Annotated in this window: 27 protein-coding genes; 17 read left to right on the forward strand and 10 right to left on the reverse strand. The window is 67.1% G+C overall.

Going from position 1 to position 24,956, the window contains the following annotated elements; all coding sequences use genetic code 11:
• Nucleotides 1-31 precede the first annotated feature (31 nt).
• The gene (locus tag V3B30_RS10160; protein WP_262084590.1) at nt 32-757 is read left to right on the forward strand and encodes an enolase; all 726 of its coding nucleotides are present in this window, start codon (nt 32-34) and stop codon (nt 755-757) included.
• A gap of 43 nt (nt 758-800) precedes the next feature.
• Here V3B30_RS10160 and V3B30_RS10165 read toward each other — a convergent pair whose 3' ends face one another.
• Nucleotides 801-1,247 carry a copper chaperone PCu(A)C gene (locus V3B30_RS10165; RefSeq protein ID WP_100471637.1) on the reverse strand — a complete coding sequence of 149 codons (447 nt, stop codon included), beginning with the start codon at nt 1,245-1,247 and terminating at the stop codon, nt 801-803.
• A gap of 34 nt (nt 1,248-1,281) precedes the next feature.
• Here V3B30_RS10165 and V3B30_RS10170 point away from each other — a divergent pair, with 34 nt between their 5' ends.
• From V3B30_RS10170 to V3B30_RS10185, 4 genes are all read left to right on the forward strand, one after another.
• A complete protein-coding gene (locus V3B30_RS10170) occupies nt 1,282-2,058 on the forward strand; it encodes an enoyl-CoA hydratase/isomerase family protein (RefSeq protein WP_262084591.1) in 777 nt (258 codons plus the stop codon).
• A gap of 99 nt (nt 2,059-2,157) precedes the next feature.
• Nucleotides 2,158-3,066, forward strand: a complete 909-nt coding sequence (gene tesB / locus V3B30_RS10175) for an acyl-CoA thioesterase II (protein ID WP_008265305.1) — start codon at nt 2,158-2,160, stop codon at nt 3,064-3,066.
• A gap of 4 nt (nt 3,067-3,070) precedes the next feature.
• Nucleotides 3,071-3,580 carry a pathogenicity-like protein gene (locus V3B30_RS10180; RefSeq protein WP_100471635.1) on the forward strand — a complete coding sequence of 170 codons (510 nt, stop codon included), beginning with the start codon at nt 3,071-3,073 and terminating at the stop codon, nt 3,578-3,580.
• A gap of 221 nt (nt 3,581-3,801) precedes the next feature.
• Entirely contained in the window at nt 3,802-5,019 is a 1,218-nt protein-coding gene (locus V3B30_RS10185; protein ID WP_262084592.1) for a sigma-70 family RNA polymerase sigma factor, read from the forward strand.
• A gap of 51 nt (nt 5,020-5,070) precedes the next feature.
• On the opposite strand, the gene V3B30_RS10190 is transcribed toward V3B30_RS10185, so the two are convergent.
• Entirely contained in the window at nt 5,071-5,631 is a 561-nt protein-coding gene (locus V3B30_RS10190; RefSeq protein WP_262084593.1) for an EF-hand domain-containing protein, read from the reverse strand.
• Between the two features lie 156 nt (nt 5,632-5,787).
• On the opposite strand from V3B30_RS10190, the gene V3B30_RS10195 reads away from it, so the two are divergent.
• Together V3B30_RS10195 and V3B30_RS10200 are read left to right on the forward strand one after the other, a co-directional pair.
• Nucleotides 5,788-6,543 (forward strand): arginyltransferase, encoded by a 756-nt coding sequence (locus V3B30_RS10195; RefSeq protein ID WP_262084594.1) that lies wholly within the window; start codon nt 5,788-5,790, stop codon nt 6,541-6,543.
• A 38-nt stretch (nt 6,544-6,581) separates the two neighbouring features.
• Complete coding sequence (locus tag V3B30_RS10200; protein ID WP_262084595.1) at nt 6,582-7,790, forward strand: endonuclease/exonuclease/phosphatase family protein; 1,209 nt, start codon at nt 6,582-6,584, stop codon at nt 7,788-7,790.
• Nucleotides 7,791-7,870: 80 nt separating this feature from the next.
• Here V3B30_RS10200 and purT read toward each other — a convergent pair whose 3' ends face one another.
• Nucleotides 7,871-9,058: a formate-dependent phosphoribosylglycinamide formyltransferase gene (purT, locus tag V3B30_RS10205; protein WP_262084596.1), complete on the reverse strand. Its 1,188-nt coding sequence runs from the start codon at nt 9,056-9,058 to the stop codon at nt 7,871-7,873.
• A gap of 137 nt (nt 9,059-9,195) precedes the next feature.
• Here purT and V3B30_RS10210 point away from each other — a divergent pair, with 137 nt between their 5' ends.
• Genes V3B30_RS10210 through V3B30_RS10230 form a run of 5 tightly spaced genes read left to right on the forward strand, consistent with a single transcriptional unit; the run spans nt 9,196 to nt 11,894 of the window.
• Nucleotides 9,196-10,077: an SPFH domain-containing protein gene (locus V3B30_RS10210; protein ID WP_100471630.1), complete on the forward strand. Its 882-nt coding sequence runs from the start codon at nt 9,196-9,198 to the stop codon at nt 10,075-10,077.
• A 45-nt stretch (nt 10,078-10,122) separates the two neighbouring features.
• A complete protein-coding gene (locus V3B30_RS10215; RefSeq protein WP_100471629.1) occupies nt 10,123-10,302 on the forward strand; it encodes an Arc family DNA binding domain-containing protein in 180 nt (59 codons plus the stop codon).
• A complete protein-coding gene (locus V3B30_RS10220) occupies nt 10,299-10,478 on the forward strand; it encodes a DUF4177 domain-containing protein (RefSeq protein ID WP_100471628.1) in 180 nt (59 codons plus the stop codon). Before V3B30_RS10215 ends, V3B30_RS10220 begins: the two co-directional genes overlap by 4 nt.
• Nucleotides 10,479-10,481: 3 nt before the next feature.
• Nucleotides 10,482-11,075, forward strand: coding sequence for a PH domain-containing protein (locus tag V3B30_RS10225; protein WP_262084597.1), 594 nt, complete (start codon nt 10,482-10,484; stop codon nt 11,073-11,075).
• Between the two features lie 9 nt (nt 11,076-11,084).
• Nucleotides 11,085-11,894: a M15 family metallopeptidase gene (locus tag V3B30_RS10230; protein WP_100471626.1), complete on the forward strand. Its 810-nt coding sequence runs from the start codon at nt 11,085-11,087 to the stop codon at nt 11,892-11,894.
• A 373-nt stretch (nt 11,895-12,267) separates the two neighbouring features.
• On the opposite strand, the gene V3B30_RS10235 is transcribed toward V3B30_RS10230, so the two are convergent.
• The 4 genes from V3B30_RS10235 to V3B30_RS10250 form a co-directional block, all read right to left on the reverse strand.
• Nucleotides 12,268-12,639 (reverse strand): DUF423 domain-containing protein, encoded by a 372-nt coding sequence (locus V3B30_RS10235; protein WP_100471625.1) that lies wholly within the window; start codon nt 12,637-12,639, stop codon nt 12,268-12,270.
• A 104-nt stretch (nt 12,640-12,743) separates the two neighbouring features.
• Entirely contained in the window at nt 12,744-13,817 is a 1,074-nt protein-coding gene (locus tag V3B30_RS10240) for an SRPBCC family protein (RefSeq protein ID WP_100471624.1), read from the reverse strand.
• A gap of 234 nt (nt 13,818-14,051) precedes the next feature.
• The gene (locus V3B30_RS10245; RefSeq protein ID WP_100471623.1) at nt 14,052-14,693 is read right to left on the reverse strand and encodes a response regulator transcription factor; all 642 of its coding nucleotides are present in this window, start codon (nt 14,691-14,693) and stop codon (nt 14,052-14,054) included.
• On the reverse strand, nt 14,693-15,889 hold the full coding sequence (locus V3B30_RS10250; RefSeq protein ID WP_100471622.1) for a sensor histidine kinase: 1,197 nt from the start codon (nt 15,887-15,889) through the stop codon (nt 14,693-14,695). The genes V3B30_RS10245 and V3B30_RS10250 overlap by 1 nt, the downstream gene beginning before the upstream one ends.
• Nucleotides 15,890-16,039: 150 nt before the next feature.
• On the opposite strand from V3B30_RS10250, the gene V3B30_RS10255 reads away from it, so the two are divergent.
• The 5 genes from V3B30_RS10255 to V3B30_RS10275 are packed head-to-tail and all read left to right on the forward strand — an operon-like array spanning nt 16,040 to nt 19,060.
• Entirely contained in the window at nt 16,040-16,636 is a 597-nt protein-coding gene (locus V3B30_RS10255; protein WP_014036357.1) for a GNAT family N-acetyltransferase, read from the forward strand.
• Nucleotides 16,582-17,427 (forward strand): septum site-determining protein MinC, encoded by an 846-nt coding sequence (gene minC / locus V3B30_RS10260; RefSeq protein WP_262084598.1) that lies wholly within the window; start codon nt 16,582-16,584, stop codon nt 17,425-17,427. The genes V3B30_RS10255 and minC overlap by 55 nt, the downstream gene beginning before the upstream one ends.
• 35 nt (nt 17,428-17,462) lie before the next feature.
• The gene (gene minD / locus V3B30_RS10265) at nt 17,463-18,272 is read left to right on the forward strand and encodes a septum site-determining protein MinD (RefSeq protein WP_005415682.1); all 810 of its coding nucleotides are present in this window, start codon (nt 17,463-17,465) and stop codon (nt 18,270-18,272) included.
• Nucleotides 18,273-18,274: 2 nt separating this feature from the next.
• A complete protein-coding gene (gene minE, locus V3B30_RS10270; RefSeq protein WP_005408532.1) occupies nt 18,275-18,535 on the forward strand; it encodes a cell division topological specificity factor MinE in 261 nt (86 codons plus the stop codon).
• A 45-nt stretch (nt 18,536-18,580) separates the two neighbouring features.
• Nucleotides 18,581-19,060: a hypothetical protein gene (locus tag V3B30_RS10275; protein ID WP_032961355.1), complete on the forward strand. Its 480-nt coding sequence runs from the start codon at nt 18,581-18,583 to the stop codon at nt 19,058-19,060.
• Nucleotides 19,061-19,121: 61 nt separating this feature from the next.
• Here the strand turns inward: V3B30_RS10275 and V3B30_RS10280 are convergent, their stop codons facing one another.
• The 3 genes from V3B30_RS10280 to V3B30_RS10290 all read right to left on the reverse strand — a co-directional run bounded on the left by V3B30_RS10280 (nt 19,122) and on the right by V3B30_RS10290 (nt 24,809).
• Entirely contained in the window at nt 19,122-20,366 is a 1,245-nt protein-coding gene (locus V3B30_RS10280; RefSeq protein ID WP_100471620.1) for a DUF819 family protein, read from the reverse strand.
• A 154-nt stretch (nt 20,367-20,520) separates the two neighbouring features.
• Nucleotides 20,521-22,599 carry a S9 family peptidase gene (locus V3B30_RS10285; RefSeq protein WP_262084599.1) on the reverse strand — a complete coding sequence of 693 codons (2,079 nt, stop codon included), beginning with the start codon at nt 22,597-22,599 and terminating at the stop codon, nt 20,521-20,523.
• Nucleotides 22,600-22,844: 245 nt separating this feature from the next.
• Nucleotides 22,845-24,809: an oligopeptide transporter, OPT family gene (locus tag V3B30_RS10290; protein ID WP_262084600.1), complete on the reverse strand. Its 1,965-nt coding sequence runs from the start codon at nt 24,807-24,809 to the stop codon at nt 22,845-22,847.
• Between the last annotated feature and the right edge of the window lie 147 nt (nt 24,810-24,956).

Raw genomic sequence — 24,956 nt, forward strand, 5'->3', positions numbered from 1 at the left:
CGGCGCTGCCGTTTTCGTTCAAAGGACTGACATGATCCACCAGACCGAACTGAGCGACCTGCTGCCCGGCATGGTCGCCTTCCCCACCGAGGTCTTCCCCGCCGACCAGGCCTGGCTCAGCCAGCACCTGCTGCCGCTGCTGAAGATCGACCTGGGCGTGCTGCGCCCGGAACTGGCCGGCCAGGTGGCGACGATGCTGTGCCCGATCGAACCGTATGACGGCTGCATCGGCGAGACCACCGAAGAACACCACAACGATTTCACCGGCACCAACTGGATCGCCTTCGAACTGACCGCCGGCAACGAGATGCGCTTCCTCGGCAACGAGGGCTATTTCATCGGCGACGCGGTGCAGGACAAGGACGCGCAGGAGCACATCGCGCAGATGCGCGACAGCTACGCCAAGGCACGCGACTACCACGCCATGCATGGCCGCCTCGCCTGCTACTCGCGCTACGGCAAGGGCGAGGCCAGCGAGCGCGATTACCTGGATACGCTGGGCGGACAGATTTCCTGTGGCAACTGGATCGAGACGGCTGACATCCCGGGCGCCTTCACCCTGGAATTCACCGACGCCGCCAACGACCGGCATGCACCGGATGATGCGGAGCGGGCAATCATCCGCCGCGATGGCAACGCGTTCTTCGCGGTGGCAGAAGTGGCCGGCTACAACTGGTGTGCCACCGGCGCCGATGCGATCGTGATGTTGTACGAGCCGGAAAGCCGCACGGTGCTGTTCTCCTACGACTGGTCGTAAGACCCGTCGGTGGTGCCGTCCGCTGGCCGGCACCACCATCGCGTTACGGCGCCGCCCTGCGCGCGTTCAACACCGCGCTGACTTCGGTGCCATCCTCCAGCTGCAGCTGCAGCCACACCGGCTGCCCCTCTTCCAGGGTGCGGTAGCCGTCCATCAGCATCAGGTGCAGGCCACCGGGCTTGAGTACGGCCCTGGCGCCGGGTGCCAATGGCAGGCGCCGGACCTCACGCATCCTGCTGACCCCATCGACGATCGTGGTCTCATGCAGCGACACATCGCCGAAGCTCGCACTGCGTGCACCGGTGATCGCCACCGCAGTGGCGCAGCCATTGCGGATCACCGCATAACCGGCAGTCATTGCCATCTTCGGGTTGGGCAGCAACCGTACCCAGCCCTGCTCGACGGTGACGCACTTGGTCTCGGCAGCCGAGGCCGATGCTGCAAACGCACACAGCACCAACAGTACGCCAACGAATGGTTTGGTTATCATCGCCCAGGTTCCTTCTTCGCAACGAGACCGCAGCATGACGACGCTCATCGAGGTGATCAACCATGGCCCCATCCGCGAACTGCGCCTGGCGCGCCCGCCGGTCAACGCACTGGACACCGAACTGTGCCGTCAGTTGATCCATGCCATCGAGCAGGCCATGGCCGAAGACGCGCACGGCATCGTGCTGTCGGGCAGCGAGCGCATCTTCACCGGCGGCATGGACGTGCCGCACCTGCTCTCGCATGGCGATGACAAGCACAAGCTGCTGGACACCTGGAATGCCTTCTTTGGCGCCGTGCGCACGCTGGCCGAGAGCCGCATCCCGGTGGTCGCGGCGATTACCGGCCACGCCCCGGCCGGCGGCTGCGTGCTGGCCCTGTGCTGCGACTACCGGGTGATGGCGCGCAGCGCCGATCCGTCGCGCCCCTATGCCATCGGCCTGAACGAGGTGCAGGTGGGCCTGATTGCACCGGAGGGCATCCAGCGCCTGCTGCGCCGTGCGGTGGGCGTGCACCGCGCCGGCGTCCTGCTGACCACCGGTTCGCTGGTACCGGCCGAACAGGCGCTGCAGATCGGCCTGGTGGATGAGCTGGCCGAGGGCGATCTGGTGGTGGCGCGTGCCGTTGCCTGGCTGCAGAACCTGCTCAAGCAGCCGCGCCAGCCGATGCTGCTGACCCGCGCGATTGCCCGTGCCGACCTGCACGTGGCGCTGCAGCCGGACCTGATCCAGCTCGACCGTTTCGTCGAGTCCTGGTTCGCCCCGGATGCGCAGAACGCCCTGCAGGCACTGGCCGCCCGGCTGGGCAAGTAAGGTTTGCCCGCGCCCGGGGTCGGATCCCTTTCGCAATGCGGAAGGGATCCGACCCCTGACCGGTATAATCGGGCCCTCTTCACTGCTGTGGCCGCCCCCTTGAACGACACGCCCGAACCCGTCGTCTCCGAGCTGATCGACCTGCTCACGCTGGAGCGGCTGGAGGACAACCTGTTCCGCGGGCAGAGCCGCGACATCGGCACCAAGTACGTGTTCGGCGGGCAGGTGCTGGGCCAGGCGCTGGCCGCGGCACAGGCTACGGTCGACAACGGCCGCCACGTGCACTCGCTGCACGCGTATTTCCTGCGCGCCGGCAACATCGACCACCCGATCGTCTACGACGTGGACCGCACCCGCGATGGCGGCAGCTTCTCGGTGCGCCGGGTCACCGCGATCCAGCACGGCAAGGTGATCTTCTTCTGCGCGGCCTCGTTCCAGCAGGCCGAGACCGGCGCCGAACACCAGCACAAGATGCCCGAAGTGCCGCAGCCGGAAGACATCGAGCCGAACCGGCCGCTACCGGCCGAAGTGTTGGAACGCCTTCCGATCAAGGTGCAGCGCTGGCTGTCGCGCGGCGGCCCGTTCGAATTCCGCCATGTGTACCCGCGCGATGAACTCAACCCGCCCAAGCGCCCGCCGTACCACCAGGTGTGGCTGCGCCTGAGCGAGCCGGTCGGCGATGCCCCGGAGCTGCACCAGGCGCTGCTGGCCTATGCCTCCGACTTCCACCTGCTGGGCACGGCGACCTTCCCGCACGGCATCAGCTACTACCACCCGCACGTGCAGATGGCCTCGCTCGACCATGCGATCTGGTTCCACCGCCCGTTCCGCGCCGACGACTGGCTGCTGTACTCGCTGGACAGCCCCAGCGCGCAGGATTCGCGCGGCCTGGCCCGCGGCCAGTTCTTCACCCGCAATGGCGTGCTGGTGGCCAGCACCGCGCAGGAAGGCCTGATCCGCGTGGTTCCCGACCAGGCAGCGGCCGCTGCCGTGCCGGCCAAGGATTGATCCGATGCGCCAGATCTTCAGCAGCCAGCGCGTGGAAACCGTCGAAGGCGTCGCCGAGCTCCTGCGCGAGCATGGCATCGACGTCAAGGTGACCAACGGGCGCTCATACAAGACCCGCCGCCGCGGTCAGTTCAGCTATACCGACCTGGGCAACGCCAATGCTTACCCGGCGGTGTGGATCGTGCGCGCCGACGACCAGCCGCGCGCGCGCGAAATCCTGCGCGAGGCGCGCCTGCTCGATACCACCCGTCGCGACCACCCAACCGCCGAGTTCGCCTTCCGCGACACGCCGGAACAGGGCAACAGCGGCCGCAGCTGGGCCTGGCGCATCCGCATCGCCCTGCTGGTGGTGATCGCCGGCGTGGCGCTGGTGATCGGCCTGCGCCATCGCGGTGCCCCGGCTCCGACGGCTCCGGCCCCTACCCCGCAGGCGCAGCCGCAGCCGGCGCAACCGGCCCCGCAGGCCGCACCGGAAGAGGAAGAAGTCCGGGTCCGCATCCAGCCCTCCAAGTAAGAGGCGGTGCCGGGCCATGCCCGGCGAGCACAGCAGCCTGGCAGCAAGGCCACGATTTCACCGTAACCCGTCAGGATTGGAGCCCCCTTGTTGTTCAAGGGGGCGCGCCAGCGGCGCGGGGATGAGGTGGAATGCGCGGACCGCAGATGCATCGGCATCTGCGGTCACACTTCGCGCGCGGCGCCGTCATGGGACACAATCCCAGCAGGAGAGCCGCCGCCATGACGACGTTCGCCGCATCGATCGACCAGACCCTGGAACGCGAACTGCCTGCGGCCGCTGGCGGTTGCCAGCATGCCTACGGCCGCATCGTGCTGGCCTGCCAGAACACGGTCACCGCCATCGCGCTGGCTATCACCCGCGACCGCCAGGCCAGCGAGGACATCGCCCAGGAGGCCTTCGTGAAGGGCTGGCAGCAGCTGCACCAACTGCGCAGTTCGACCAGCTTCCTGCCCTGGCTGCGGCAGATCACCCGCAACCTGGCCCGCGACTGGCTGCGCGCGCAGCGCGGCCGACCGCTGACCGGTGAGGCCGCCGAGGTAGCGATGGGCATGGCCGCCGATCCGGCCCCAGGCGCGGCCGACCGCCTGCAGCGGGTGGAAGAAGAAATCGCCGCCGAGGACATCATTTCCGCGTTGCCCGCCGACAGCCGCGAAGTGCTGCTGCTGTACTACCGTGAAGGCCAGCGCTCGCAGCAGGTCGCCGACCTGCTCGGGCTCAGCGATGCGGCCGTGCGCAAGCGCCTGTCACGCGCCCGCGCCCTCGTGCGCGACGGCCTGCTGCAGCGCTTCGGCGAATTCGCGCGCAGCAGTGCCCCGAGCGCGGCATTCGCTACGGCGGTGGTGTCGATGGTGCTGGTGGCGGCGCCCGGCACCGCCAGCGCCGCAATCCTGCTCGGCACCGGCGTCGGCATCGGCGGCAGCAAGCTCGGCCTCGGCGGTGCCAGTGCTGCCGGCGGTACCGCGATGGGATCGTTGACCGCGACGCTGGGCCAGCTGCACGTACTGCCGGCCGAAAGCTGGGCGGCGGTGATCGGTGGCGTGGTCGGTGGTGCGATCGGCAGCTATCTGGGCGGGCGCTTCCTGATGTCGTACACCGAAACGGCGTCCGAGCGCACCGATGTGCGCCGTTTCCTCTATCTCAACATCGTCACCGGCATGTTCTGGTGCCTGGCGATCCTGCTGGCCGTGATGCTGCAGGCGCCGGTCTGGGCGCAGCTGGCGGTGCTGGCGGTCGGGCTGGGCGTGGTCAACTACCAGTGCCTGGTGCCGCTGCAGCGAGTAATGGCGCCGATGATCGCGCGCGATTCGGCGCGGCGCGGGCGAACCGGCATCAACTGGAAGTTCGAATCGATGTACGGCCGCACCGGCATCATCGCCATGAACCTGATGGTCATCGCGCTGGTGGCGTACTCACTGATGCGCAGCGGCCGCCTGTAACGGGCAACGCCGGCAGTGCGCCGGCGTTGTCCTCATTCACTGCGTTGAACCTCAGCGCTGCGGCTTCGGCGCGGCGCCATCGCGCGGGCCGCCGTGGCGCGGGCCAGCGTGCATCGGGCCCTTGGCGGCATCGAACTCGGCCTTGCTCAGCTGGCCGTCCTTGTTGGTGTCGGCGGCAGCGAACCAGGCATCACGACGCTGCTTCATGCGCAGCTCGCGGTCGGCCTTGTCCAGGTAGCCATCCTTGTTGAGATCAAGCTGGTCGAAGCGCGCGGCCAGGCGCGGGTCGGCCTTGGCTTCCTCGCGGCTGATGCGGCCGTCCTTGTTGACGTCCAGCTTGGTCCAGCGCTCGCCGCCGTGGCCACGGCGGCCATGCTGCCAGCGCGGCATCTCATCGCGCGACAGCTTGCCATCCTTGTTCTTGTCCAGCTCGTCGAACTTCGCGGCCAGGCGCGGGTTGGCAGCCGCCTCGCTGCGGTCGATGACGCCGTCGCCGTTGGTGTCCAGCTTGGCCGGGCGCTGCGCCGGCGTGGTCGGGGTGTCGGCCGCCAGCGCGATACCGGAAGCGGAGGTGCCGAGCAGCAGGGCCAGCAGCAGGGGGGTACGGATCATGGGGTCACTCCTGGGGATGGGAATTGCGTCGGGGTGATCACTTCACCCTCGGGAGACAACAACGCCCCGGCGCGACATCGGTTGACGCCGCTGCCGGTTCCATTCATCCGGCGGACAGTCGCCGCCACTGCGACAGGCTGGGGCTATGCTGTGCCCATGGCGATGCACGGCGACAGAGACGACGAACTGCGACTTTTCCAGACCGGCGAGCACCCCTGCGGGTACTGGTCGGACCGGGTGGCGCGTGACCTGGTGCTGGACCCGAACGATCGCCGCCTGGGCGGTCTGTACCCGCTGGCACTGAGCTGGGGCTTCCGCCGCAGCGGCGACCTGGTCTACCGGCCGCATTGCGCACACTGCCAGGCCTGCGTGGCGGTGCGCATCCCGGTGGCGCGCTTCGCCCCGGATCGCAGCCAGCGCCGCTGTGCCGCCCGCAATGAAGACCTGGAGGTGCGGATCACCGCCGCCACCGCCCGCGACGACCTGTTCGCGCTGTACCACCGCTACCTGACCCACCGCCACGCCAACGGCGGCATGGACGACCACGGCCCGCACGAGTTCGAGCAGTTCCTGATCGGCAGCTGGTCGCACACCCGCTTCATGGAGATGCGCCTGCCCGGCCACGACGGCCAGCCCAGCCAGCTGCTGGGGGTGGCGGTGACCGACGTCACCGAGCACGGCCTGTCGGCGGTCTACACGTTCTTCGACCCGGACCACGCCGCGCGCGGGCTGGGCACCTTCGCGATCCTGCAGCAGATCGAGTGGGCGCGTCGCGAGGGGCTCCCGCACGTGTACCTGGGCTATTGGATCCGCGGCCACCAGAAGATGGACTACAAGCGCCGCTTCCATCCGCTGGAGGCCTACGACGGCCGCCGCTGGCACGATTTCGACAAGGATCTGGACGGGCGCTGACAAACCGCTGACACCGGGCCGGGTGCACAATACGGCCCATGAACGCCAAACCCCTGATTCTCGCCCTGGCCCTGCTCTGCGGCGCCACCGCCCCCGCCTTCGCCACGTCCCCTGCGATGACCGAAAAGCCGTCCGCTGCGCTGCGCCTGGCCACCTACAACACCTCGCTGTACTCCGATGAGACCGGTGGCCTGATCAAGGAACTGGAAGGTGACAGCGAGCACGCACGCAAGATCGCTGCGGTACTGCAGCAGGTGCGCCCGGACCTGGTGCTGCTGAACGAATTCGACTTCGACGATGCGCATCGCGCCGCCGACCTGTTCCAGAAGCGCTACCTGGAAGTGGCCCAGCCCGGTGGCGGCAAGCCGCTGCACTTCGCCTACCGCTACCTGGCGCCGGTCAATACGGGCGTGCCGAGCGGCCTGGACCTGGACAACAACGGCGTGGTCGGCGGCGAAGGCCGCAGCCGCGGCAACGATGCCTGGGGCTACGGCCTGCACCCGGGCCAGTACGGCATGCTGGTGCTGTCGCGCTACCCGATCGATGAAGCCAGGGTGCGCAGCTTCCAGCTGCTGAAGTGGAGCGCGATGCCCGGTGCGATCCGCCCGGTCGATCCGCGCACCGGCAAGAGCTTCTACAACGATCATGTGTGGTCGCAGCTGCGGCTGTCGTCGAAGTCGCATTGGGACGTGCCGGTGAAGACCCCGGCCGGTGTGGTCCACGCGCTGGTCTCGCACCCGACCCCGCCGGTGTTCGACGGCCCGGAAAAGCGCAACGCCGCGCGCAACCACGACGAACTGCGCCTGTGGCAGGAATACCTGTCCAAGGGTGAAAAGCCGTGGCTGTGCGACGACAAGGGCCAGTGCGGCGGGCTGGCGCAGGACGCGCGCTTCGTGATCCTCGGCGACCTCAACAACGACCCGGTCGATGGCGATGGCCGCCATGAGGCGATCGTCGAGCTGATCGAGAACGCCCGCGTGCTGCGCTACCCCACCCCGCGCAGCGTCGGTGGTGAGCAGACCAGCCTGGCCTATGCCGCCAAGGGCATCGAGCGCAAGGGCGCACCGTTCCATGCCACCGGCGATTTTGGCCCGAAGTCCGGCACCATGCGCCTGGACTACGTGCTGCCCTCGACCGGTTTCGAATACGTGGGCAGCGGCATCTTCTGGCCGGCCAACGAAAGCCCGGAAGCGAAGATCGCCGACGGCAGCGACCACCATCTGGTGTGGGTGGATGTGAAGCCGTAACCGATGATGAGGGAGTACCGACCAACGGTCGGTACCCACCGGAATGCGGTAGGCGACGACCGTTGGTCGTCGCTCCTTTTTCAGGGGCGCAGTTCGACGCCGATGGCGTCGGCGGCGTCACGCGCGATGGCGCGGGCTTCGTCGATGGTTTCCGCGCGCGCCAGGGTCACGCCGACGCGGCGATGGCCATGCACGCTGGGCTTGCCGAACAGGCGCACGGCGGTGTCCCGCACCTGCAGGGCGGCGGCGACGTTGTTGAAGTAAGGCACGCCTTCACCGTGTGCCAGCAGCGCGCACGAAGCCGACGGGCCACTCTGGCGGATCACCGGGATCGGCAGGCCGAGGATGGCGCGGGCGTGCAGCGCGAACTCGCTCAGTTCCTGCGAAACAAGCGTCACCAGGCCGGTGTCGTGCGGGCGCGGCGACACTTCGCTGAACCACACCTCGTCGCCCTTCACGAACAGCTCGACGCCGAACAGGCCCCAGCCGCCGAGGTCATCGGTGATCGCACGCGAGATCTCTTCGGCACGCGCCAGCGCCTTGCCCGACATCGGCTGCGGCTGCCAGCTCTCGCGGTAATCGCCGTCCTTCTGCAGATGGCCGATCGGCGCGCAGAACGAGGTGCCGCCGGCATGGCGCACGGTCAGCAGAGTGATCTCGTAATCAAAATCGATGAAGCCTTCGACGATGCAGCGACCCGCACCGGCACGACCACCGGTCTGCGCGTACTCCCAGGCGGGGGCGATGTCCGCCTCGCTGCGCAGGGTGCTTTGGCCCTTGCCCGAGGACGACATCACCGGCTTGACCACGCACGGCAGGCCGATGGCGGCCACGGCGGCGCGGTACTCGGCCTCGGTATCGACGAAGCGGTACGGCGAGGTCGGCAGGCCCAGGGTTTCGGCGGCCAGGCGACGGATGCCTTCGCGATCCATGGTCAGGCGTGCGGCGCGCGCGGTCGGGATCACCCGCAGGCCCTGCTCCTGCTCCAGCTGGACCAGGGTCTCGGTATGGATGGCCTCGATCTCCGGCACCACCAGGTGCGGCTGCTCCTGGGCGATCAGCGCGCGCAGGGCCATCGCATCGAGCATGTCGATCACATGCGAGCGGTGCGCGACCTGCATGGCCGGGGCATCGGCATAGCGGTCGGCGGCGATCACTTCCACGCCCAGCCGCTGCAGCTCGATGGCCACCTCCTTGCCGAGTTCGCCCGAGCCCAGCAGCAGCACGCGGGTGGCGGAGGGGGACAACGGAGTTCCAAGCTTGGCCATGGCGGTTCCAGCAGCGATGTGAAGGCGGGTGGGCATTCTAGCTGGCCGGGCACCCCGGCCATGGCATCCGACGAACGGTAGTCGAAAACTGATATCACTTTGATATCTTCATTACGAACCCTCAAGGACGTACCGCCATGAAAGAGAAGTCGCTGTCTTCGCTCAACGGCCTCGGCACGCTGGCCGGCGCCCTGCTCGTCGGCCTCGCCGGCGCCGCCCTGTTCGTGGTCGGCGTTGCGGCCAATGCCAGCACCGGCTCGCCCAACCTGCTGCTGATGCTGCTGGGCGCCCTGCTGGTGGCGCTGGGCGTGTTCATCCTGGCCGGCCTGTACACCATCCAGCCCAACCAGGCGGCGGTGCTGAGCCTGTTCGGCAAGTACGTGGGCACGGTGAAGGACAACGGCCTGCGCTGGAACAACCCCTTCTATGCCAAGCGCCGGGTCAGCCAGCGCGTGCGCAACTTCGAGAGCGGCAAGCTGAAGGTCAACGAGCTCGATGGCAGCCCGATCGAAATCGCCGCGGTGATCGTCTGGCAGGTGGTCGATGCCTCCGAGGCGGTCTACAACGTGGATGATTACGAGAGCTTCGTGCACATCCAGTCCGAATCGGCGCTACGCGCGATGGCCACCAGCTATCCGTACGACCAGCATGAGGAAGGCCAGCTGGCCCTTCGCAGCCACGCCAGCGAGATCTCCCAGCACCTGAAGAACGAACTGGCCGAGCGCCTGGCCGATGCCGGCGTGCAGGTGATAGACGCGCGCATCAGCCACCTCGCCTACGCCGCCGAAATCGCCCAGGCGATGCTGCAGCGCCAGCAGGCCAACGCGGTGATCGCCGCACGCACGCGCATCGTCGCCGGTGCGGTGGGCATGGTCGAGATGGCGCTGGCCGAACTGCAGAAGAACGGCGTGGTGCAGCTGGACGAGGAACGCAAGGCACACATGGTCAGCAACCTGCTGACCGTGCTGTGTTCGGACCGCGGCACCCAGCCGATCGTCAACGCCGGTTCGCTGTACTGAACCACCCTCGCAACGGGGCGCCCCACCGCCCCGCCAGGAGCTTGCATGAGTGAGAAGAAAGCCTACCCGCTGCGGATCAACGCCGAGGTCCTGGCCGCCGCGCAGCGCTGGGCTGACGACGAGCTGCGCAGCCTCAACGCGCAGATCGAATACGTGCTGCGCGACGCCCTGCGCAGGGCAGGACGCCTGCCGAAACCCACCCCACCGCCGGAGGACAAGGAATGAGCAAGCGCTGGAGCTACCAGACCATCGAGGTCAAGACGTCCATGATGGGCGTGCTCAAGCCAGAAGACGTGCAGACAGAACTCAGCCGCCAGGGCCAGCTGGGCTGGGAGCTGGTGAACGTCATCATCCCGGCGCCGATGTGCCCGGCGATGCTGGTGTTCAAGAAGGAAGCCTGAACCATGGGCGCCAGCGACCCGAAACAGTACGAGGTAGCGGAGAGTTCGCCGTTGCGCGTGCTGTGGATCGTGCTGCCCCTGCTCGCCGCCTTCGGGGCCTGCCTGTATGCGCAGCTGTACAAGGCACCGGCGACGGCGCCCTGGATCGAAGTAACGCTGTCGCCGCCCTGGTTCCGGATGGGCGGCAGCGCCGCCTGGAGCCTGGTGGTAATCGCCGCGCTCGGCATCGGGCTGGGCGCGGCCTTCTTCCGGCGCCGGGTGGAACTGGCCGACGACGTGCTGGACGTGCGCTCGACGATGTACCGTCGGCGCGTGCCGGTCGCGCAACTGCGGCTGGACCAGGCCGAGGTGGTCGATCTCAGCCGCGACCGCCGCTATGGCATCCGCTTCAAGACCAACGGCTATGCGATGCCGGGCTTCTACTCCGGCCACTTCCGCCTGCAGGGCGGCGGCAAGGGGTTCGCCCTGGTCACCGACCGTGCGCGTGTTCTCGCTCTTCCGGTCAGCGATGGCAGCACGCTGCTGCTCAGCCTGGACCGGCCGCACGTGCTGCTGGACGCACTGCGCAAGGTGGCCGCGCCGGCGCTGCGGCAGTAAGCTGCGCCGATGCAACGACGCCCGCCCCTGCTGATCAATACCGAGACCATCGAACTGTGGCCCGCGGACCTGCTGCGCGCGCGCAGCAACCTGGACGCGCGCCTGCTGTCACAGGCGCGATGGGTGCTGCGACGCAAGCGCGATGGCCGCTACCTGGCAGCCGTGCTACCGCACGGCGTGCATTCGATGGTGCCGCGCCTGCCACGCGAGCCCGGGGTCGAGGACGCACTGGCGCTGCTGGATGCAGCGGCGGCACGTCCGTTCGGCGCTGCGCTGGAAGAACAATGGCTTCCACTGGCCGGCCTGCAGCAGCACCTGCAGCAGCTCGGCCTGGATGCCCAGCGCTATGCCGACGACAGCGGCCTTCCGCTGGAACCCGAACCGTGCCTGCTGCACTTCGCCGGCCGCGATCGCTTCGCCCGCCCGCTCTGGCTACGCCGTGGCGCCGCGCAGGGCTGGCGGCGGATGCGCCTGCACGCCGCGCGCGATGGCGTGGCGCTGGATGCAATCTCTGGCTTCCGCAGCCATGCCTACCAGCTGGGCATCTTCGAACGGAAACGGGCGCGTGGGCTGAGCGTGGCGGAAATCCTGAAGGTCAATGCCGCGCCAGGTTTCAGTGAACACCACAGCGGCCATGCGCTGGACATCGGCACACCGGGCGATGCCCCGGCCGAAGAATCGTTCGAAGCCACTGACGCCTTCGCGTGGCTGCGGGCCCATGCCAGCACGCACGGCTTCCAGCTGAGCTACCCGCGCGACAACCCGCACGGGATCGTCTACGAACCGTGGCACTGGTGCTGGGGACCGGCCAACGGCTGAGCCCCGCTTGGCGGCTGCAAAGCAAACGCTTTGGAGCTGTCCGCCACGGAATGGAACAAGAGAGCAAAGAAAAAAGCGGGTCGCTTCGCTCGAAGCCTCTGCAACGGATCAGCGTGCAGCTGTTGGGTCCGCCTTCAAGCGAGCCGAGCACCGCAGGTCCGGCGAGGGCGAAGAGGTGCGGGTGTCTGAGCGCAGCGAGTTCCCGCACCGCCCCTCGATGGGCCGAGGAGCACAGGACACCGGTGCGCAGCACCGGCTCGCGGTCGGCGGCGCGTTTCTTTTGGTTACTTTTCTTTTCGCGCGAAAAGAAAAGTAACGCCCATGAACCATCACGATCGCATCGGCATGGATCGGAGCGAGAGCACTGCGACCCTCACCGCCTCAACGCATTGATCGCCAGCAGCACCCAGCCGGCCATCATGCTGGTGCCACCGATCGGCGCCATCCGCGTCGGCCACTGCCACAGCGCCCCGCCTGCCAGGCTGCCGGAAAACAGCAGTACGCCCAGCAGCAGCACATACAGCGCCAGGTGCGCGATCGCCCCTTGTGCGCGCGGCCCGAGTGCCACCAGTACTGCACCATGCGCGAACGCATACAGCGCCGCCATGTTCAGATGCTGCTGCGCCAGCGGATCGGCCACACCGTGCGACGCATAGGCAGACAGGCCGATCGAGGCAGCGGCCAACAGCGCACCCAGGCAGGCCAGCAGGGAAGGCTTGCGTGCGCGACGTTCGAGATTGAACATGAGGGCTCCTTGCGCAGCGCCCCTTGCCGGGCGCCAGATGAAAAAAAACGCGCCGCAATGAGCGGCGCGTTTTCGTGTCCAACACTACATGGGTCAGCCGAGGCTTACTTGACGGCCCAGTAGATGTCGTAGGTCGCTTCCGGGGTGAACGACTTGTCGATGCCGTCCTTCCAGGTTTCGTACGGACGGTCGATGACTTCGTTGCCCGAGGTCACGGCCCAGGCGCGCAGGCCGTTGCGGGCCACGTCCAGGCCGGCCATGTGGCCGGTGTAGGCCGCATGCGCCGAACGGTGCGGAGCCACGTGCACGTACTTGACCGGTGCGCCGCCATCGATCTTGACGGTCAGCTCCTCAGCGGTGGCACCTTCGGCACCCTTCTTCTTCACCGGCTGGGCGATGTCGAAGGCGTACTTCTCCTGGCCGAAGTCGGTGGTGATGATGCGGAACGGACCGGCGGCTTCAAGGCCATTGGCCTCCATCACGCGCTTGATCCACTCCTGGTTGTCCTTGATGGACTTGGTGATGCTGTCCTGGCCGCGGTCCACGTTGCCGGCGTTGACGACCAGCAGGTTCTCGGCCGGCACGTCGACGATGGCCAGGTCGGTCAGCGGGGCTTCCGGCGTGCGGTAGTCCACGTTCGGCACGGTGGCGAGCATGTTGGCCATGCGCGACAGGCCCATCTTGATGTCGTCGCCGATCTGGCGGCTGACATACAGGCCGGCGTAACGACCGAACAGGTCGAAGCCGTACTTCACCGAGTAGTCCTGGGTGATCTTGACGTTGCGACCGCCCTTGCCGGTCGGCTCCAGGTTGAAGGTGGTGACCTTGTCGTGACCCTTGGTGGCGTCTTCGATGGCGATCACAACACGCTTGTTCTCTTCGGCTTCGGTGATCTTCCAGGAACCGGTGCCCAGGTCCTTGGAGGTGAAGTCGAGGGTGGCACCGGTACCGGAGGCCGGGCCGGACAGCTTCAGTTCAACGGCGGGATCGCGCAGTACCAGCGGGTTCCAGTCCTTGAAGCGGCGCAGGCTGCTGACCGTGTCGTACACGATCGTCATCTTGCGGTTGGTCTCGATGCTTTCGGTGATGTGACGCTCGCCCGGCAGACATACGCCAATGATGACGAACAGGCCAGCCACGATCCCCAAGGCGATCAGGAACTCGATAATACGGGTCATTCAGAGAGTCTCCGGGGCCGATCCCACGGCCGGGTTGATTGAAGCGAAGCGCCAATCCTAGCAGGCTTCGCAGGCATTGTTTATCGGGATTGGCGCACCGGTTTCCCTGCCGGCTGCGTATTTGTATGGACAAAGAATTTGAAGGGTAACGCATACCGCTGCCCGGCAAGTAGGGGGCAACCTTGGCGGGAACCCTCGGCAACCATCCAAGTCGTTGTACCTGAAGGATTTTCCTCAGACCAGCTGGAGTTCGAACGCCTTCAGGACGGCGCGCGTACGGTCGCGCACGCCCAGCTTGGAGAGGATGTTGGACACGTGGTTCTTGATGGTGCCCTCGGCCACGCCCAGCGAATTGGCGATCTCCTTGTTGGAGAAGCCGCTGGCCATCAGCCGCAGGATCTCGGTCTCGCGGTCGGTCAGCGGGTCCGGCCGGTCCAGGCTGACGAACTCGTTGCGCATGTGCTCCAGGCCGGACAGCAGGCGCTGGGTCACCGCCGGCTGCACCAGCGATCCCCCATCGGCCACGGTGCGGATGGCACCGACCAGCTGCGCCAGGGTGACATCCTTGAGCAGGTAGCCCTTGGCACCGGCCTTGAGCCCGGCCAGCACCAGCTGGTCGTCGTCGAACGTGGTCAGGATGATGGTCGGCGGCAGCTGTTCCTGCCGCGACAGCAGCTGCAGCGCCTCCAGGCCGGACATCACCGGCATGCGCATGTCCATCAGCACCACGTCGGGGCGCACCTGCGGTATCAGCTCGACCGCCTGCCGGCCGTCGCCGGCCTCGGCCACCACCTCGATGCCGTCGTCGAGCGCCAGCAGGGAGCGGATTCCCTGCCGCACCAGGGTTTGGTCGTCGACCAGGCAGACGCGAATCATCAACGCACTCCTTCAGGAACCTTGGTAAGGGCGGCCACCAGCACCGTTGCCGGCACCGTCGCCCGCAGCCGGAAGCCTTCGCCGGGACGGGTTTCGATCTGCAGCTGGCCACCACATTGTTGCAGGCGCTCGCGCATGCCGCGCAAGCCATTGCCTACATTGACCATATCCGCGCCGACGCCGTCGTCGCGGGCCTCCACCACCACCCGGTCGGGGGCTTCACGGTACACCTTGATCCACAGGTGGCGGGCGCCGGCGTGGCGCACCGCGTTGGTGATGATCTCCTGGGTACAGCGCAGCAGCACATGGGCCCGCTGCGGGTCCTCCACGTTCAGTGGATCCTCGATCTCCAGCTGGATGTCCAGCGAGGGCACGTTCTCGGTCAGCGGGCGCAACGCGGCGGCCAGATCGATGGCGCCGGTCTCGCGCAGCTGGCTGACCACTTCGCGCACGTTGCCCAGCAGCAGCTTGGCCAGCGCGTGCGAGCGCTTCACGTGATCCAGCGCCTGGCCCTCGGCCAGGTGGCCGGCGACCTCCAGGTTCAGGGTCAGCGCAGTCAGCTGGTGGCCCAGCAGGTCATGCAGCTCACGCGAAATGCGGGTGCGCTCGTTGACCCGCGCGCTCTCGGCCAGCAGCGCGCGGGTGGCCCGCAGTTCCGAATTGAGCCGGCGCTGCTCGTCGCGGGCCTCGGTCTGCTGCCGCGCGACCAAGCTGGTCACGAAGATGAACATGGAAAAGCCGCCGTACAGCAGCGACTGCATCACTGCCTCAAACAGCGGGAAGCGCAGCAGCATGTAGTAGACCGGCGCCACCGCCAGCTGGCTGACCAGCAGCCACAGCACCCCCAGCCGTACCGACAGCATCCACGGAATGACCCCGGCTGCCACCATCATCAGGATGCTGCCCAGGCCCGATCCGCTGAGGAAGCTGACCCCCAGCGCGGAGACCGTCAGCAACAGCAGCAGGCCGCGGTCCAGCCAGCTGGTATGGCTGTCGCTGCGCAGGATGCGGGTCAGCCAGTAATAGGCGGTACCGAAGGACAGGTAGGCGACGAACAGCAGGATCGCCCAGCCGCCCATGTCATTGCGGCTGTGCAGGTTCTCGAACTGCGAGTAAGCCAGGGGCAGGCCGACCATGACCCAGGTGAACAGGCCGGCCAGGCGGAGGACGCGGGTATGGCTGAGGACTCCCAACATGCCAGCACTCTACGGGGCACGCCTGCGCACCGCACCCCACGGAAGTCATGCCCGCCCGGTCGCCTGTTCATGCCGCAGCCCACCCCGGGCATGCAATAATCGTGCGCAGGGTCCCTCGATGGACCAACCGCGTTACCCCACGGAGTCACAATGTCGATTGTCATCCGCGACGTGCGCGAGCACGAGCTCGATTCCGTCCTGGCTTTGAACAACAACGCTGGCCTGGCCATCCTTCCCCTGGATGCGGCCCGCCTGCGCCTGTTCTATGAAACCGCTGAGTATTTCCGCGTCGCCGAGCGCGACGGCAACCTGGCCGGCTTCCTGATCGGCTTCGGCAGCGACAGCCAGCACGACAGCAGCAATTTCGCCTGGTTCAAGCAGCAGCTGGACACCCCGTTCTTCTACATCGACCGCATCGTGGTCGCCAGCCGCCGCCGTGGCGGTGGCGTCGGCCGTGCGTTCTATGCCGACGCGCAGAGCTTCGCCGAGCTGCGCTACCCGCAGATGACCTGCGAAGTCTTCCTCGACCATGGCGCCGATGCCGCCCTGCTCTTCCACGGCAGCTTCGGCTTCCGCGAGCTGGGCCAGAACACCATGCCGCAGGTCGATGTGCGTGCCAGCATGCTGGCCAAGGAACTGTGCAGCTACCCATGGGTCCAGGAGACCTACGGCGACAAGCTGCCGGATGTGGCATGGACACGCGCCCGGCAGCTGCCGGCGCAGGCACAGCGGCCGACGGGGACCTGAGCGTGGCGGTGAATTTCGATTACGAACAGGCCGGTGAACTGAAGATCGGCCAGGTGGGCATCGCCAACCTGCGCATCCGCACCCTTGATGTCGAGCGCCTCGTGCAGGAAATGCGCGAGCGCGTGACCCGCGCACCGAAGCTGTTCGGCCGCGCCGCGGTGATCCTCGACTTCGGCGGCCTGAGCCAGGTGCCGGACGTGGCCACCGCGCAGGCGCTGGTTGATGGCCTGCGCAGCGCCGGCGTGCTGCCGGTGGCACTGGCCTATGGCACCAGCGCGGTCGACCTGCTCTCGCAGCAGCTCGGCCTGCCGCTGCTGGCCAAGTTCCGCGCGCAGTACGAGCGTGCCGAGGCCGAACCGGCCCCGCCGCCGCGCGCGCCGGAACCGCGCCGCGCGGCCCGTGCCGAACCGAAGCCGGCCCCGGCAACGCCGGTGGCCAAGGTGGCCGACGCTGCTGCACCGCAGCCGGGCCGCATGCAGCTGGGCAACGTGCGTTCGGGCCAGCAGCTGTACGCGGAAAACTGCGACCTGACCGTGATGGCCACCGTCGGCGCCGGCGCTGAGGTCATCGCCGATGGCAGCATCCATATCTACGGCACCCTGCGCGGCCGCGCGCTGGCAGGGGCCCAGGGCAACACCGCGGCGCGTATTTTCTGCCGTGATTTCCATGCGGAACTGGTCGCCATTGCAGGCCATTACAAGGTACTGGACGATGTCCCGGACAACCTGCGCGGCAAGGCCGTCCAGGTGTGGCTGGAACAGGACCAGATCAAGATCGCTGCGCTGGACTGACGCAGCACCCAAACAGAATCATCAGGAGAAGTCCTTTGGCTGAAATCATCGTAGTCACCTCCGGCAAGGGCGGCGTCGGCAAGACCACTTCCAGTGCGAGCCTGGCCTGCGGCCTGGCACGGCGCGGCAAGAAGGTGGCGGTGATCGACTTCGACGTCGGCCTGCGCAACCTCGACCTGATCATGGGCTGCGAACGCCGCGTGGTGTACGACTTCGTCAACGTCGTGCACGGCGAAGCCACCCTCAAGCAGGCCCTGATCAAGGACAAGCGCTTCGACAACCTGTACGTGCTGGCCGCCTCGCAGACCCGCGACAAGGACGCACTGACCCAGGAAGGCGTGGGCAAGGTCCTGAAGGACCTGGCCGCCGACGGCTTCGACTACATCATCTGCGACTCCCCGGCCGGCATCGAGAAGGGCGCCTTCCTGGCGATGTACTTCGCCGACCGCGCGGTGGTGGTGGTGAACCCGGAAGTGTCGTCGGTGCGCGACTCCGACCGCATCATCGGCCTGCTCGACTCGAAGACCCACAAGGCCGAGTCCGGCCAGGACGTGCCGGCCTTCCTGCTGCTGACCCGCTACACCCCGCTGCGCGTGGAAAGCGGCGAAATGCTGAGCATCGCCGACGTCGAGGAAGTCCTCGGCCTGAAGGCGATCGGCGTGATTCCGGAATCGGGTGACGTGCTCAACGCCTCCAACAAGGGCGAACCGGTCATCCTGGATGTCGAATCCGCTGCCGGCCAGGCCTACGAAGACGCCGTCGCGCGCATCCTCGGCGAAGAACGCCCGATGCGCTTCACCAACGTCGAGAAGAAGGGCTTCTTCAGCAAGCTGTTCGGAGGGTAAGCATGGGCCTGTTTGATTTCCTCAAAGCGAAGAAGACCACCGCCGAAACCGCCAAGAACCGCCTGCAGATCATCATTGCGCAGGAACGCAGCCACCGCGGTGGCCCGGACTACCTGCCGCTGCTGCAGCGCGAGCTGCTGGAAGTGATCAAGAAGTACGTGAACATCGACGTCGATGCAGTGAAGGTCGACCTGGTGAAGGATGGCCAGCACGACGTGCTGGACATCTCCGTGGCGCTGCCTGAAGGCCCGGACAAACCCTGATGCCCTGCCCCGCCCGTGCCTGCATGGGCGGGCTGCCTGACCTGCATGACCGATACGACAACCGCCGTGGACATCACCTGCGTGGGCGACATCGCCTTCGCCGATGCGCAGTGCCTGCTCGCCGCGCATGGCCTTCGGCTGCACCACGTGGCGGCCGGTGAACCGATTCCCGGCAGCTACTGGGGCGAACCCGAGGCCGGCATCATCGCCAGCAACGTGTACGTGCGCGATGACACTCCCGTGCACTCGATGCTGCACGAAGCCTGCCACCTGATCGTGCTGCCGCCGGAGCGGCGTGCGCAGGTGCATACCGATGCCACCGACTCGGTAGCCGAGGAAGACGCGACCTGCTACCTGCAGATCGTGCTGGCCGGGCAGCTGCCCGGCGTCGGCAGCCAGCGGCTGATGGCCGACATGGATGCCTGGGGGTATACGTATCGGCTGGGGTCTACACAGGCGTGGTTCGAGCAGGACGCCGAAGACGCGAAGGCCTGGCTGATCGAACGCGGCCTGCCGGTGGCGTGATCCACCGTGAACCGGGTCAGATCCCTTTTGCTGCGCAAAAGGGATCTGACCCCAATACCCATCACCCCTGCCCTGCCAACGCGCGCAGGGTGATGCCGACGATGTAGGCCAGGTAGGTGCCGGTGGCGTAGCCCATCGTCCCCAGCAGCACGCCGACCGGCGCCAGCGCCGGATGGAACGCCGCGGCCACCACCGGCGCCGAGGCCGGTCCACCGATGTTCGACTGCGAACCGATGGCGAAATAGAAGAACGGTACCTTCAGCAGCTTGCCCAGGCACCACAGCAGCACGATGTGCACGGCGATCCAGATCAGGCCGAGCAGGAACAACCACGGCCGGTCCAGCAGCGCCAGCAGATCCATCTGCATGCCGATGCAGGCGATCAGGAAGTACAGCAGCAGCGAGCCCAGCCGCGACGCGCCTGCGCCTTCCAGATTGCGGGCACGGGTGAAGCTCAGGCTCAGGCCCAATGTGGTCGACAGCACCACCACCCACACGAACGGCGCATCCAGGCTGAACTGCGGGGCCCAACTGACGTTGGCCTTGAACCAGGCCGCCAGCGGCGCGCCGATCGCGTGCGACAGGCCGACGCCACCGAAGGCCACGGCAACGATCAGCATCAGGTCGGTGAGGCTGGGAATGCGCTCATGTTCGGCCTGGAAGCGCGCGATGCGTTCCTTCAGTTCATCGATGGCCGAGGTATCGGCACCGCTGCGCGCGTCGATCTTCGCTGCGCGCCCGGCCAGGAAGATCAGCGCGGCCATCCACACGTAACCGACACCGACATCGACCACCGCGAACTGGCCAAAGGTGGTCGCGTTGACGTCGAACACTTCGCGCATCGCCAGCATGTTGGCGCCGCCGCCGATCCAGCTGCCCGCCAGCGCGGCCATGCCGGCCCAGGTATCACCGGCCACGGTGTCGGGATGGATCGCGCGCATCAGCAGGAACGCCACCACCGCGCCGAGCATGATGCTGGCCGAGGCGCCCAGGTACATCAGCACCAGCTTCGGGCCGAGCCGCAGGATGCCCTTGATGTCCACCGCCAGGGTCAGCAGGATCAGCGCCGCCGGCAACAGGATGTCGCGCGCGATCGGGTTGTAGAGCCGGGTGTTCTGGCCGTCGATCAGGCCGACGGTGTTGTAGATGCCGGGAATCAGGTAGCACAGCAGCAGCGCCGGCACGAAGGTGTAGACGCGTTTCCACAGCCCCTGCTCGCGCGAGGCGGTCCAGAACACGGCGCCGAGGGTGGCGGCGATCAAACCGAAGACGACGATGTCGTTCTGGATCAGGGCGGTCGAGGGCATGCAGGCGCTCTGGGTAGAGCCGAGCCATGCTCGGCTGCTGTTGGCTGGAGGTGTGCCGACCAACGGTCGGCGCCCACCGGCGGGAACATCTGCACCCACCGGTAAAGCAGATGGTGAAACAAAAGCGCCGCCCCGGAGGGCGGCGCTGCAGTCATCAGTTGCCGATGTGCTGCTTCAGCCAGGCATTGACGGTGTCATGCCACAGGATGCTGTTGTTCGGCTTCAGCACCCAGTGGTTCTCGTCCGGGAAGTACAGGAATTTCGATTCGATGCCCTGGCGCTGGGCGGCGGTGAACGCGGCCAGGCCCTGCTCGACCGGAATGCGGAAGTCCTGCTGGCCATGGATGACCAGGATCGGCTTCTTCCAGTCCGCCACGTGGTTGACCGGATTGAACTTCTCGTAGTTCGCCGCCTTCTGGTACGGCGTACCGCCCTGCTCCCACTCGGTGAACCACAGTTCTTCGGTGGCATAACCCATCATGCGCTGGTCGAACACGCCGTCATGGTTGACCAGGCACTTGAACGGGCTGTTCCAGTTGCCGGCGATCCAGTTGACCATGAAGCCGCCGTAGCTGGCACCCAGCGCACAGGCCTTGTCACCGTTGAGGAAGGAATACTTCTTCAGCGCCGCGTCCCAGCCCTTCTGCAGGTCTTCCAGCGGGCGGTCGCCCCAGTGCTGGCTGATCGCATCGGTGAAGGCCTGGCCATAGCCGGTGGAACCGTGGAAGTCGATCATCACCACGGCGTAGCCCTGGCCCGCATAGGTCTGCGGGTTCCAGCGGTAGCTCCAGCCGTTGCCGAAGCTGCCCTGCGGGCCGCCGTGGATCAGGAACGCGACCGGGTACGACTTGCCTTCCTGGTAGTTGTACGGCTTGACCACGTAGCCATGCACGGTGTCGTTGTTCCAGCCCTTGAACTCGAACTGTTCGTAATCGCCGAAGCTCACGTCCTTGAGCACCTCACCGGCGGCCGGGGTCAGCGCGCGCAGTTCACCGATGGCTTCGCCCGCGGCCGGCAGCAGGCCGACCAGCACCTGGTCGTTGCTCTTCAGGCTGTTGCGGGTGATCGCCACGCTGTTGCCGGCCACGTCGACCGAGGTCACGCTGCCGTCGCCGATCAGCTTGGTGGCCTTGCCGCTGGCCACGTCGATCTGGAACAGCGGGTGCTCGCCGAGGTCATCGGCGGTGGTGAAGATGCTGGCGCCATCGGCAGACAGGGTGATGCCGCCGGCCGAACGATCCCACTGCGGGGCGATCTCGCGGGTCTTGCCGCTGGCCACGTCCATCGCCATCAGGCCGAAGCGGTCGGCCTCGAAGCCCGGGCGCTTCATCGCACGGTAGAACAGGGTCTTGCCGTCGGCGCTGAACACCGGGCCGGCATCCCAGGCCGGGTTGGCGGCAGTCAGGTTGACCGGCGCCTGCTTGCCGGCGGCGTCGAAGCGGTACAGGTCGAAGTTGGTCGACCACGGCTCCTGCTTGCCGGCCACGCGGATGCTGGCCACCACGCTGGCGCCATCCGGCGACCACGCGAAATCATCATTGCCACCGAACGGCTTGGACGGCGCATCCCCATCGATGGTCGCGCTCAGCGCCGAAGCGCCCTTGACCGCGCCGGCCTTGGCCGTCGGCAGCGGTGCGACGAACAGGGTGTTGCGGCGGCCGTCGTTCCAGGTATCCCAGTGGCGCACGAACAGCGAATCCCACACCTGGCCGCTGGCCTTGGCGTCCTTCTTTTCCTTCAGCTTCTTCTCGGTGCATGCCAGGTCCGAGGCACAGGCCTGGAACACGCCGGCACTGAACAGCACGCGGTCGTCCTGCGGCGACACGTGGTAGCTGTCCACGTCGACCGGGAAGTCGGTCAGCTGGCGCGGGGTGCCGCCGTTGATCGGCTGCGCGTACAGCTGCTGGCTGCCGTTCTTGGCGCTGAGGAAGTACACGGTCTGGCCATCGGCCGACAGCGAAGCGGAATTGACGCTCCAGCCGGCCGGGGTGATCTGCTTCGGCGGCGCCGCATCGCGGGTGCGCAGGTTGCGCGCGAACAGCGCGGTGGAGGCCTTCAGGTTGGCATCCACGCTGCGCTTGGCGAACACCACGGTGCCGCCGTCAGCGGTCAGTACCGGCGCGGAGACGCGGTCCATGGCCACCATGTCGCGGACTTCCAGGCCACGGGCAGCGGCGACGCTGGGCAGGGCGGCCAGCAGGCTCAGTGGCAGCAGGGCATGACGCAGTTTCATCGGGGTCTCCGCAGGACGGCAAAAAACCGATGGTAGGCCCGGGCGGCCGGGGCTGCCAAGGCCATCGGTCATGGCTGCCGGCGGCGGTTGGCTGCGCCGCCACAACGAGCAAACCCCGCCGAAGCGGGGTTTGTGGGGGGACGCCGGGGTCGGATCCGATTCCACCGGAATCGGCTCTGACCCCAACCGCTGTCAACGTGGGGTCAGCGCCCTTCCCGGTGGGAAGGGATCCGACCCCATGACCCTTACGCCACGGCGCGCTTGCCGGTGCGGTAGATCAGCCAGCCGACCAGGAACAGCACGGCCAGGCCGATCCACTGTGCGCCCGGCAGATGGAACGGCACGGCCAGCACGTCGGCGCGGCTGCTGACCACGATCGGAATCGCGATGGCGATACCCATCAGTGCCTCGCCGGTGATCAGGCCGGCAGCGAACAGCACGCCCGGCTTGTGCACGCGGTCGCGGCCTTCTTCGTCATCGGCGCGCACCTTGTGGAAGCGCTCGACCAGATAGGCGATCAGGCCGCCGAGGAAGATCGGCACCATCAGTTCCAGCGGCAGGTAGATGCCGATGGCGGCGGCCAGCACCGGCACGCGGAAGCGCGCGTTGCGCGACTTCAACCAGCTGTCGAAAGCAATGATGGCGGCACCGACCACGGCACCGATGCCGATGAAGGTCCAGGGCAGTTCACCACCAAACAGGCCCTTGGCCACCGAGGCCATCAGGTTGGCCTGCGGTGCGGCCAGCGCGTTGGGGTGCAGCTCGGACTTCACGCCGATGCCGTAGGCGGTGGCCAGCAGGTTCAGCACCGGCGCCATGATCAGCGCGCACGAGAACGCACCGATGCCCAGCATCAGCTGCTGCTTCCACGGAGTGGCACCGACGATGTAGCCGGCCTTGAGGTCCTGCAGGTTGTCACCGCCGACCGCTGCAGCACAGCACACCACCGCGCCGATCATGATCGCAGCCACCGCACCCAGCGGCGCGCCGAAGGCGCCGACCGGCTGCAGGCCATCCTTGCCCAGCAGCACGACCAGCACGGCCGAGGCGAACAGGATGGTGGAGATGGTGATGCCCGAGACCGGGTTGTTGGACGAACCGATCAGGCCGGCCAGGTAGGCCGAGACCGAGACGAACAGGAAGCCGGCGACGATCATGATGAGGGTCATCGGGATCGACACGTGCCACTGGCCCACGATGGCCTGGTACAGGGCCAGCAGCGGCAGCACGAAGACCACCAGGGCGACCAGCATCCACTTCATCGGCAGGTCGCGCTCAGTGTGCGCCAGCACCGGGCCACCGCTCTTGCGCGCAGCGGCGAAGCCACTCTTGACGCCGTTGAGCAGCGACTTGCGCAGCGAGATCAGGGTCCAGATGCCACCGATCAGCATCGCGCCGACACCCAGGTAGCGCATCTTCGCGCCCCAGATGGCGAACGCCGCCTCGGTGGAGGAAGCCGTGGCAACCGACGCGGCCAGCGCCGGATCGGTGTTCATGAAGAAGGCCTGGTAGATCGGGATGGCGATGTGCCAGGTCAGGATCGAGCCGGACACCACCACGATGCCAACGTTGAGGCCGACGATGTAGCCCACGCCCAGCAGTGCCGGCGACAGGTTGGTGCCGATGAAGGCGGTGACCTTGGAGCTGCCGACATAGGCCGAGGTGGCCCAGGCGTCGGGAATCAGGCGCATGCCGCTTTCCGCGGCCAGCTTCACGAAGGCGCCGATCACGGCCGAGATGGCAAGGATCTTCAGGCCCGGGCCCGGGTTCTCGCCGGCCTTGAGCACTTCGGCCGCAGCCTTGCCTTCCGGGAACGGCAGCGGGTCTTCGACGATCATCGAACGGCGCAGCGGCACCGAGAACAGCACGCCCAGCAGGCCACCGAGGCCGGCGATGCCCAGCACCCACCAGTACTTGAAGTCCGGCCAGTAGCCCATGATCACCAGCGCGGGGATGGTGAAGATCACACCGGCGGCGATCGACGAACCGGCCGAGGCGCCGGTCTGCACGATGTTGTTTTCGAGGATGGAGCCACCGCCCAGCAGGCGCAGCACGCCCATGGAAATCACCGCGGCGGGAATGGCGGTGGCGATGGTCAGGCCTGCGAACAGACCGAGATAGGCGTTGGCCGCCGACAGCACCACCGCCAGCACGATGGCCAGGGCCACTGCGCGGAAGGTGAGCTGCTTGGGCGCAGCGTCATGGTTCATGGAAGCCCCTGCTGGCAAAAAATCCCTGCCACGCTAGCGTTCAGGGCAGATCAAGTCCAGCGTGCCAAAGGATGGGGCGTGTGCTGCAGCGCAATGGGCGCGTACGTGAACCGGCAACCGACCGACCCGGCAAACTGCGGCTGGGCC

The sequence above is a fragment of the Stenotrophomonas sp. SMYL41 genome, assembly GCF_036319965.1.
GTDB classification, from domain to species: domain Bacteria; phylum Pseudomonadota; class Gammaproteobacteria; order Xanthomonadales; family Xanthomonadaceae; genus Stenotrophomonas; species Stenotrophomonas maltophilia_R.

Excerpts from the sequence above, each read along its gene's own strand:
- V3B30_RS10160 (WP_262084590.1), top strand. The coding sequence starts at position 32 with ATGATCCACCAGACCGAACTGAGCGACCTGCTGCCCGGCATGGTCGCC.
- V3B30_RS10165 (WP_100471637.1), bottom strand. The coding sequence starts at position 1,247 with ATGATAACCAAACCATTCGTTGGCGTACTGTTGGTGCTGTGTGCGTTT.
- V3B30_RS10170 (WP_262084591.1), top strand. The coding sequence starts at position 1,282 with ATGACGACGCTCATCGAGGTGATCAACCATGGCCCCATCCGCGAACTG.
- V3B30_RS10180 (WP_100471635.1), top strand. The coding sequence starts at position 3,071 with ATGCGCCAGATCTTCAGCAGCCAGCGCGTGGAAACCGTCGAAGGCGTC.
- V3B30_RS10185 (WP_262084592.1), top strand. The coding sequence starts at position 3,802 with ATGACGACGTTCGCCGCATCGATCGACCAGACCCTGGAACGCGAACTG.
- V3B30_RS10190 (WP_262084593.1), bottom strand. The coding sequence starts at position 5,631 with ATGATCCGTACCCCCCTGCTGCTGGCCCTGCTGCTCGGCACCTCCGCT.
- V3B30_RS10195 (WP_262084594.1), top strand. The coding sequence starts at position 5,788 with ATGGCGATGCACGGCGACAGAGACGACGAACTGCGACTTTTCCAGACC.
- V3B30_RS10200 (WP_262084595.1), top strand. The coding sequence starts at position 6,582 with ATGAACGCCAAACCCCTGATTCTCGCCCTGGCCCTGCTCTGCGGCGCC.
- purT (WP_262084596.1), bottom strand. The coding sequence starts at position 9,058 with ATGGCCAAGCTTGGAACTCCGTTGTCCCCCTCCGCCACCCGCGTGCTG.
- V3B30_RS10210 (WP_100471630.1), top strand. The coding sequence starts at position 9,196 with ATGAAAGAGAAGTCGCTGTCTTCGCTCAACGGCCTCGGCACGCTGGCC.
- V3B30_RS10215 (WP_100471629.1), top strand. The coding sequence starts at position 10,123 with ATGAGTGAGAAGAAAGCCTACCCGCTGCGGATCAACGCCGAGGTCCTG.
- V3B30_RS10220 (WP_100471628.1), top strand. The coding sequence starts at position 10,299 with ATGAGCAAGCGCTGGAGCTACCAGACCATCGAGGTCAAGACGTCCATG.
- V3B30_RS10225 (WP_262084597.1), top strand. The coding sequence starts at position 10,482 with ATGGGCGCCAGCGACCCGAAACAGTACGAGGTAGCGGAGAGTTCGCCG.
- V3B30_RS10230 (WP_100471626.1), top strand. The coding sequence starts at position 11,085 with ATGCAACGACGCCCGCCCCTGCTGATCAATACCGAGACCATCGAACTG.
- V3B30_RS10235 (WP_100471625.1), bottom strand. The coding sequence starts at position 12,639 with ATGTTCAATCTCGAACGTCGCGCACGCAAGCCTTCCCTGCTGGCCTGC.
- V3B30_RS10240 (WP_100471624.1), bottom strand. The coding sequence starts at position 13,817 with ATGACCCGTATTATCGAGTTCCTGATCGCCTTGGGGATCGTGGCTGGC.
- V3B30_RS10245 (WP_100471623.1), bottom strand. The coding sequence starts at position 14,693 with ATGATTCGCGTCTGCCTGGTCGACGACCAAACCCTGGTGCGGCAGGGA.
- V3B30_RS10250 (WP_100471622.1), bottom strand. The coding sequence starts at position 15,889 with ATGTTGGGAGTCCTCAGCCATACCCGCGTCCTCCGCCTGGCCGGCCTG.
- V3B30_RS10255 (WP_014036357.1), top strand. The coding sequence starts at position 16,040 with ATGTCGATTGTCATCCGCGACGTGCGCGAGCACGAGCTCGATTCCGTC.
- minC (WP_262084598.1), top strand. The coding sequence starts at position 16,582 with ATGGACACGCGCCCGGCAGCTGCCGGCGCAGGCACAGCGGCCGACGGG.
- minE (WP_005408532.1), top strand. The coding sequence starts at position 18,275 with ATGGGCCTGTTTGATTTCCTCAAAGCGAAGAAGACCACCGCCGAAACC.
- V3B30_RS10275 (WP_032961355.1), top strand. The coding sequence starts at position 18,581 with ATGACCGATACGACAACCGCCGTGGACATCACCTGCGTGGGCGACATC.
- V3B30_RS10280 (WP_100471620.1), bottom strand. The coding sequence starts at position 20,366 with ATGCCCTCGACCGCCCTGATCCAGAACGACATCGTCGTCTTCGGTTTG.
- V3B30_RS10285 (WP_262084599.1), bottom strand. The coding sequence starts at position 22,599 with ATGAAACTGCGTCATGCCCTGCTGCCACTGAGCCTGCTGGCCGCCCTG.
- V3B30_RS10290 (WP_262084600.1), bottom strand. The coding sequence starts at position 24,809 with ATGAACCATGACGCTGCGCCCAAGCAGCTCACCTTCCGCGCAGTGGCC.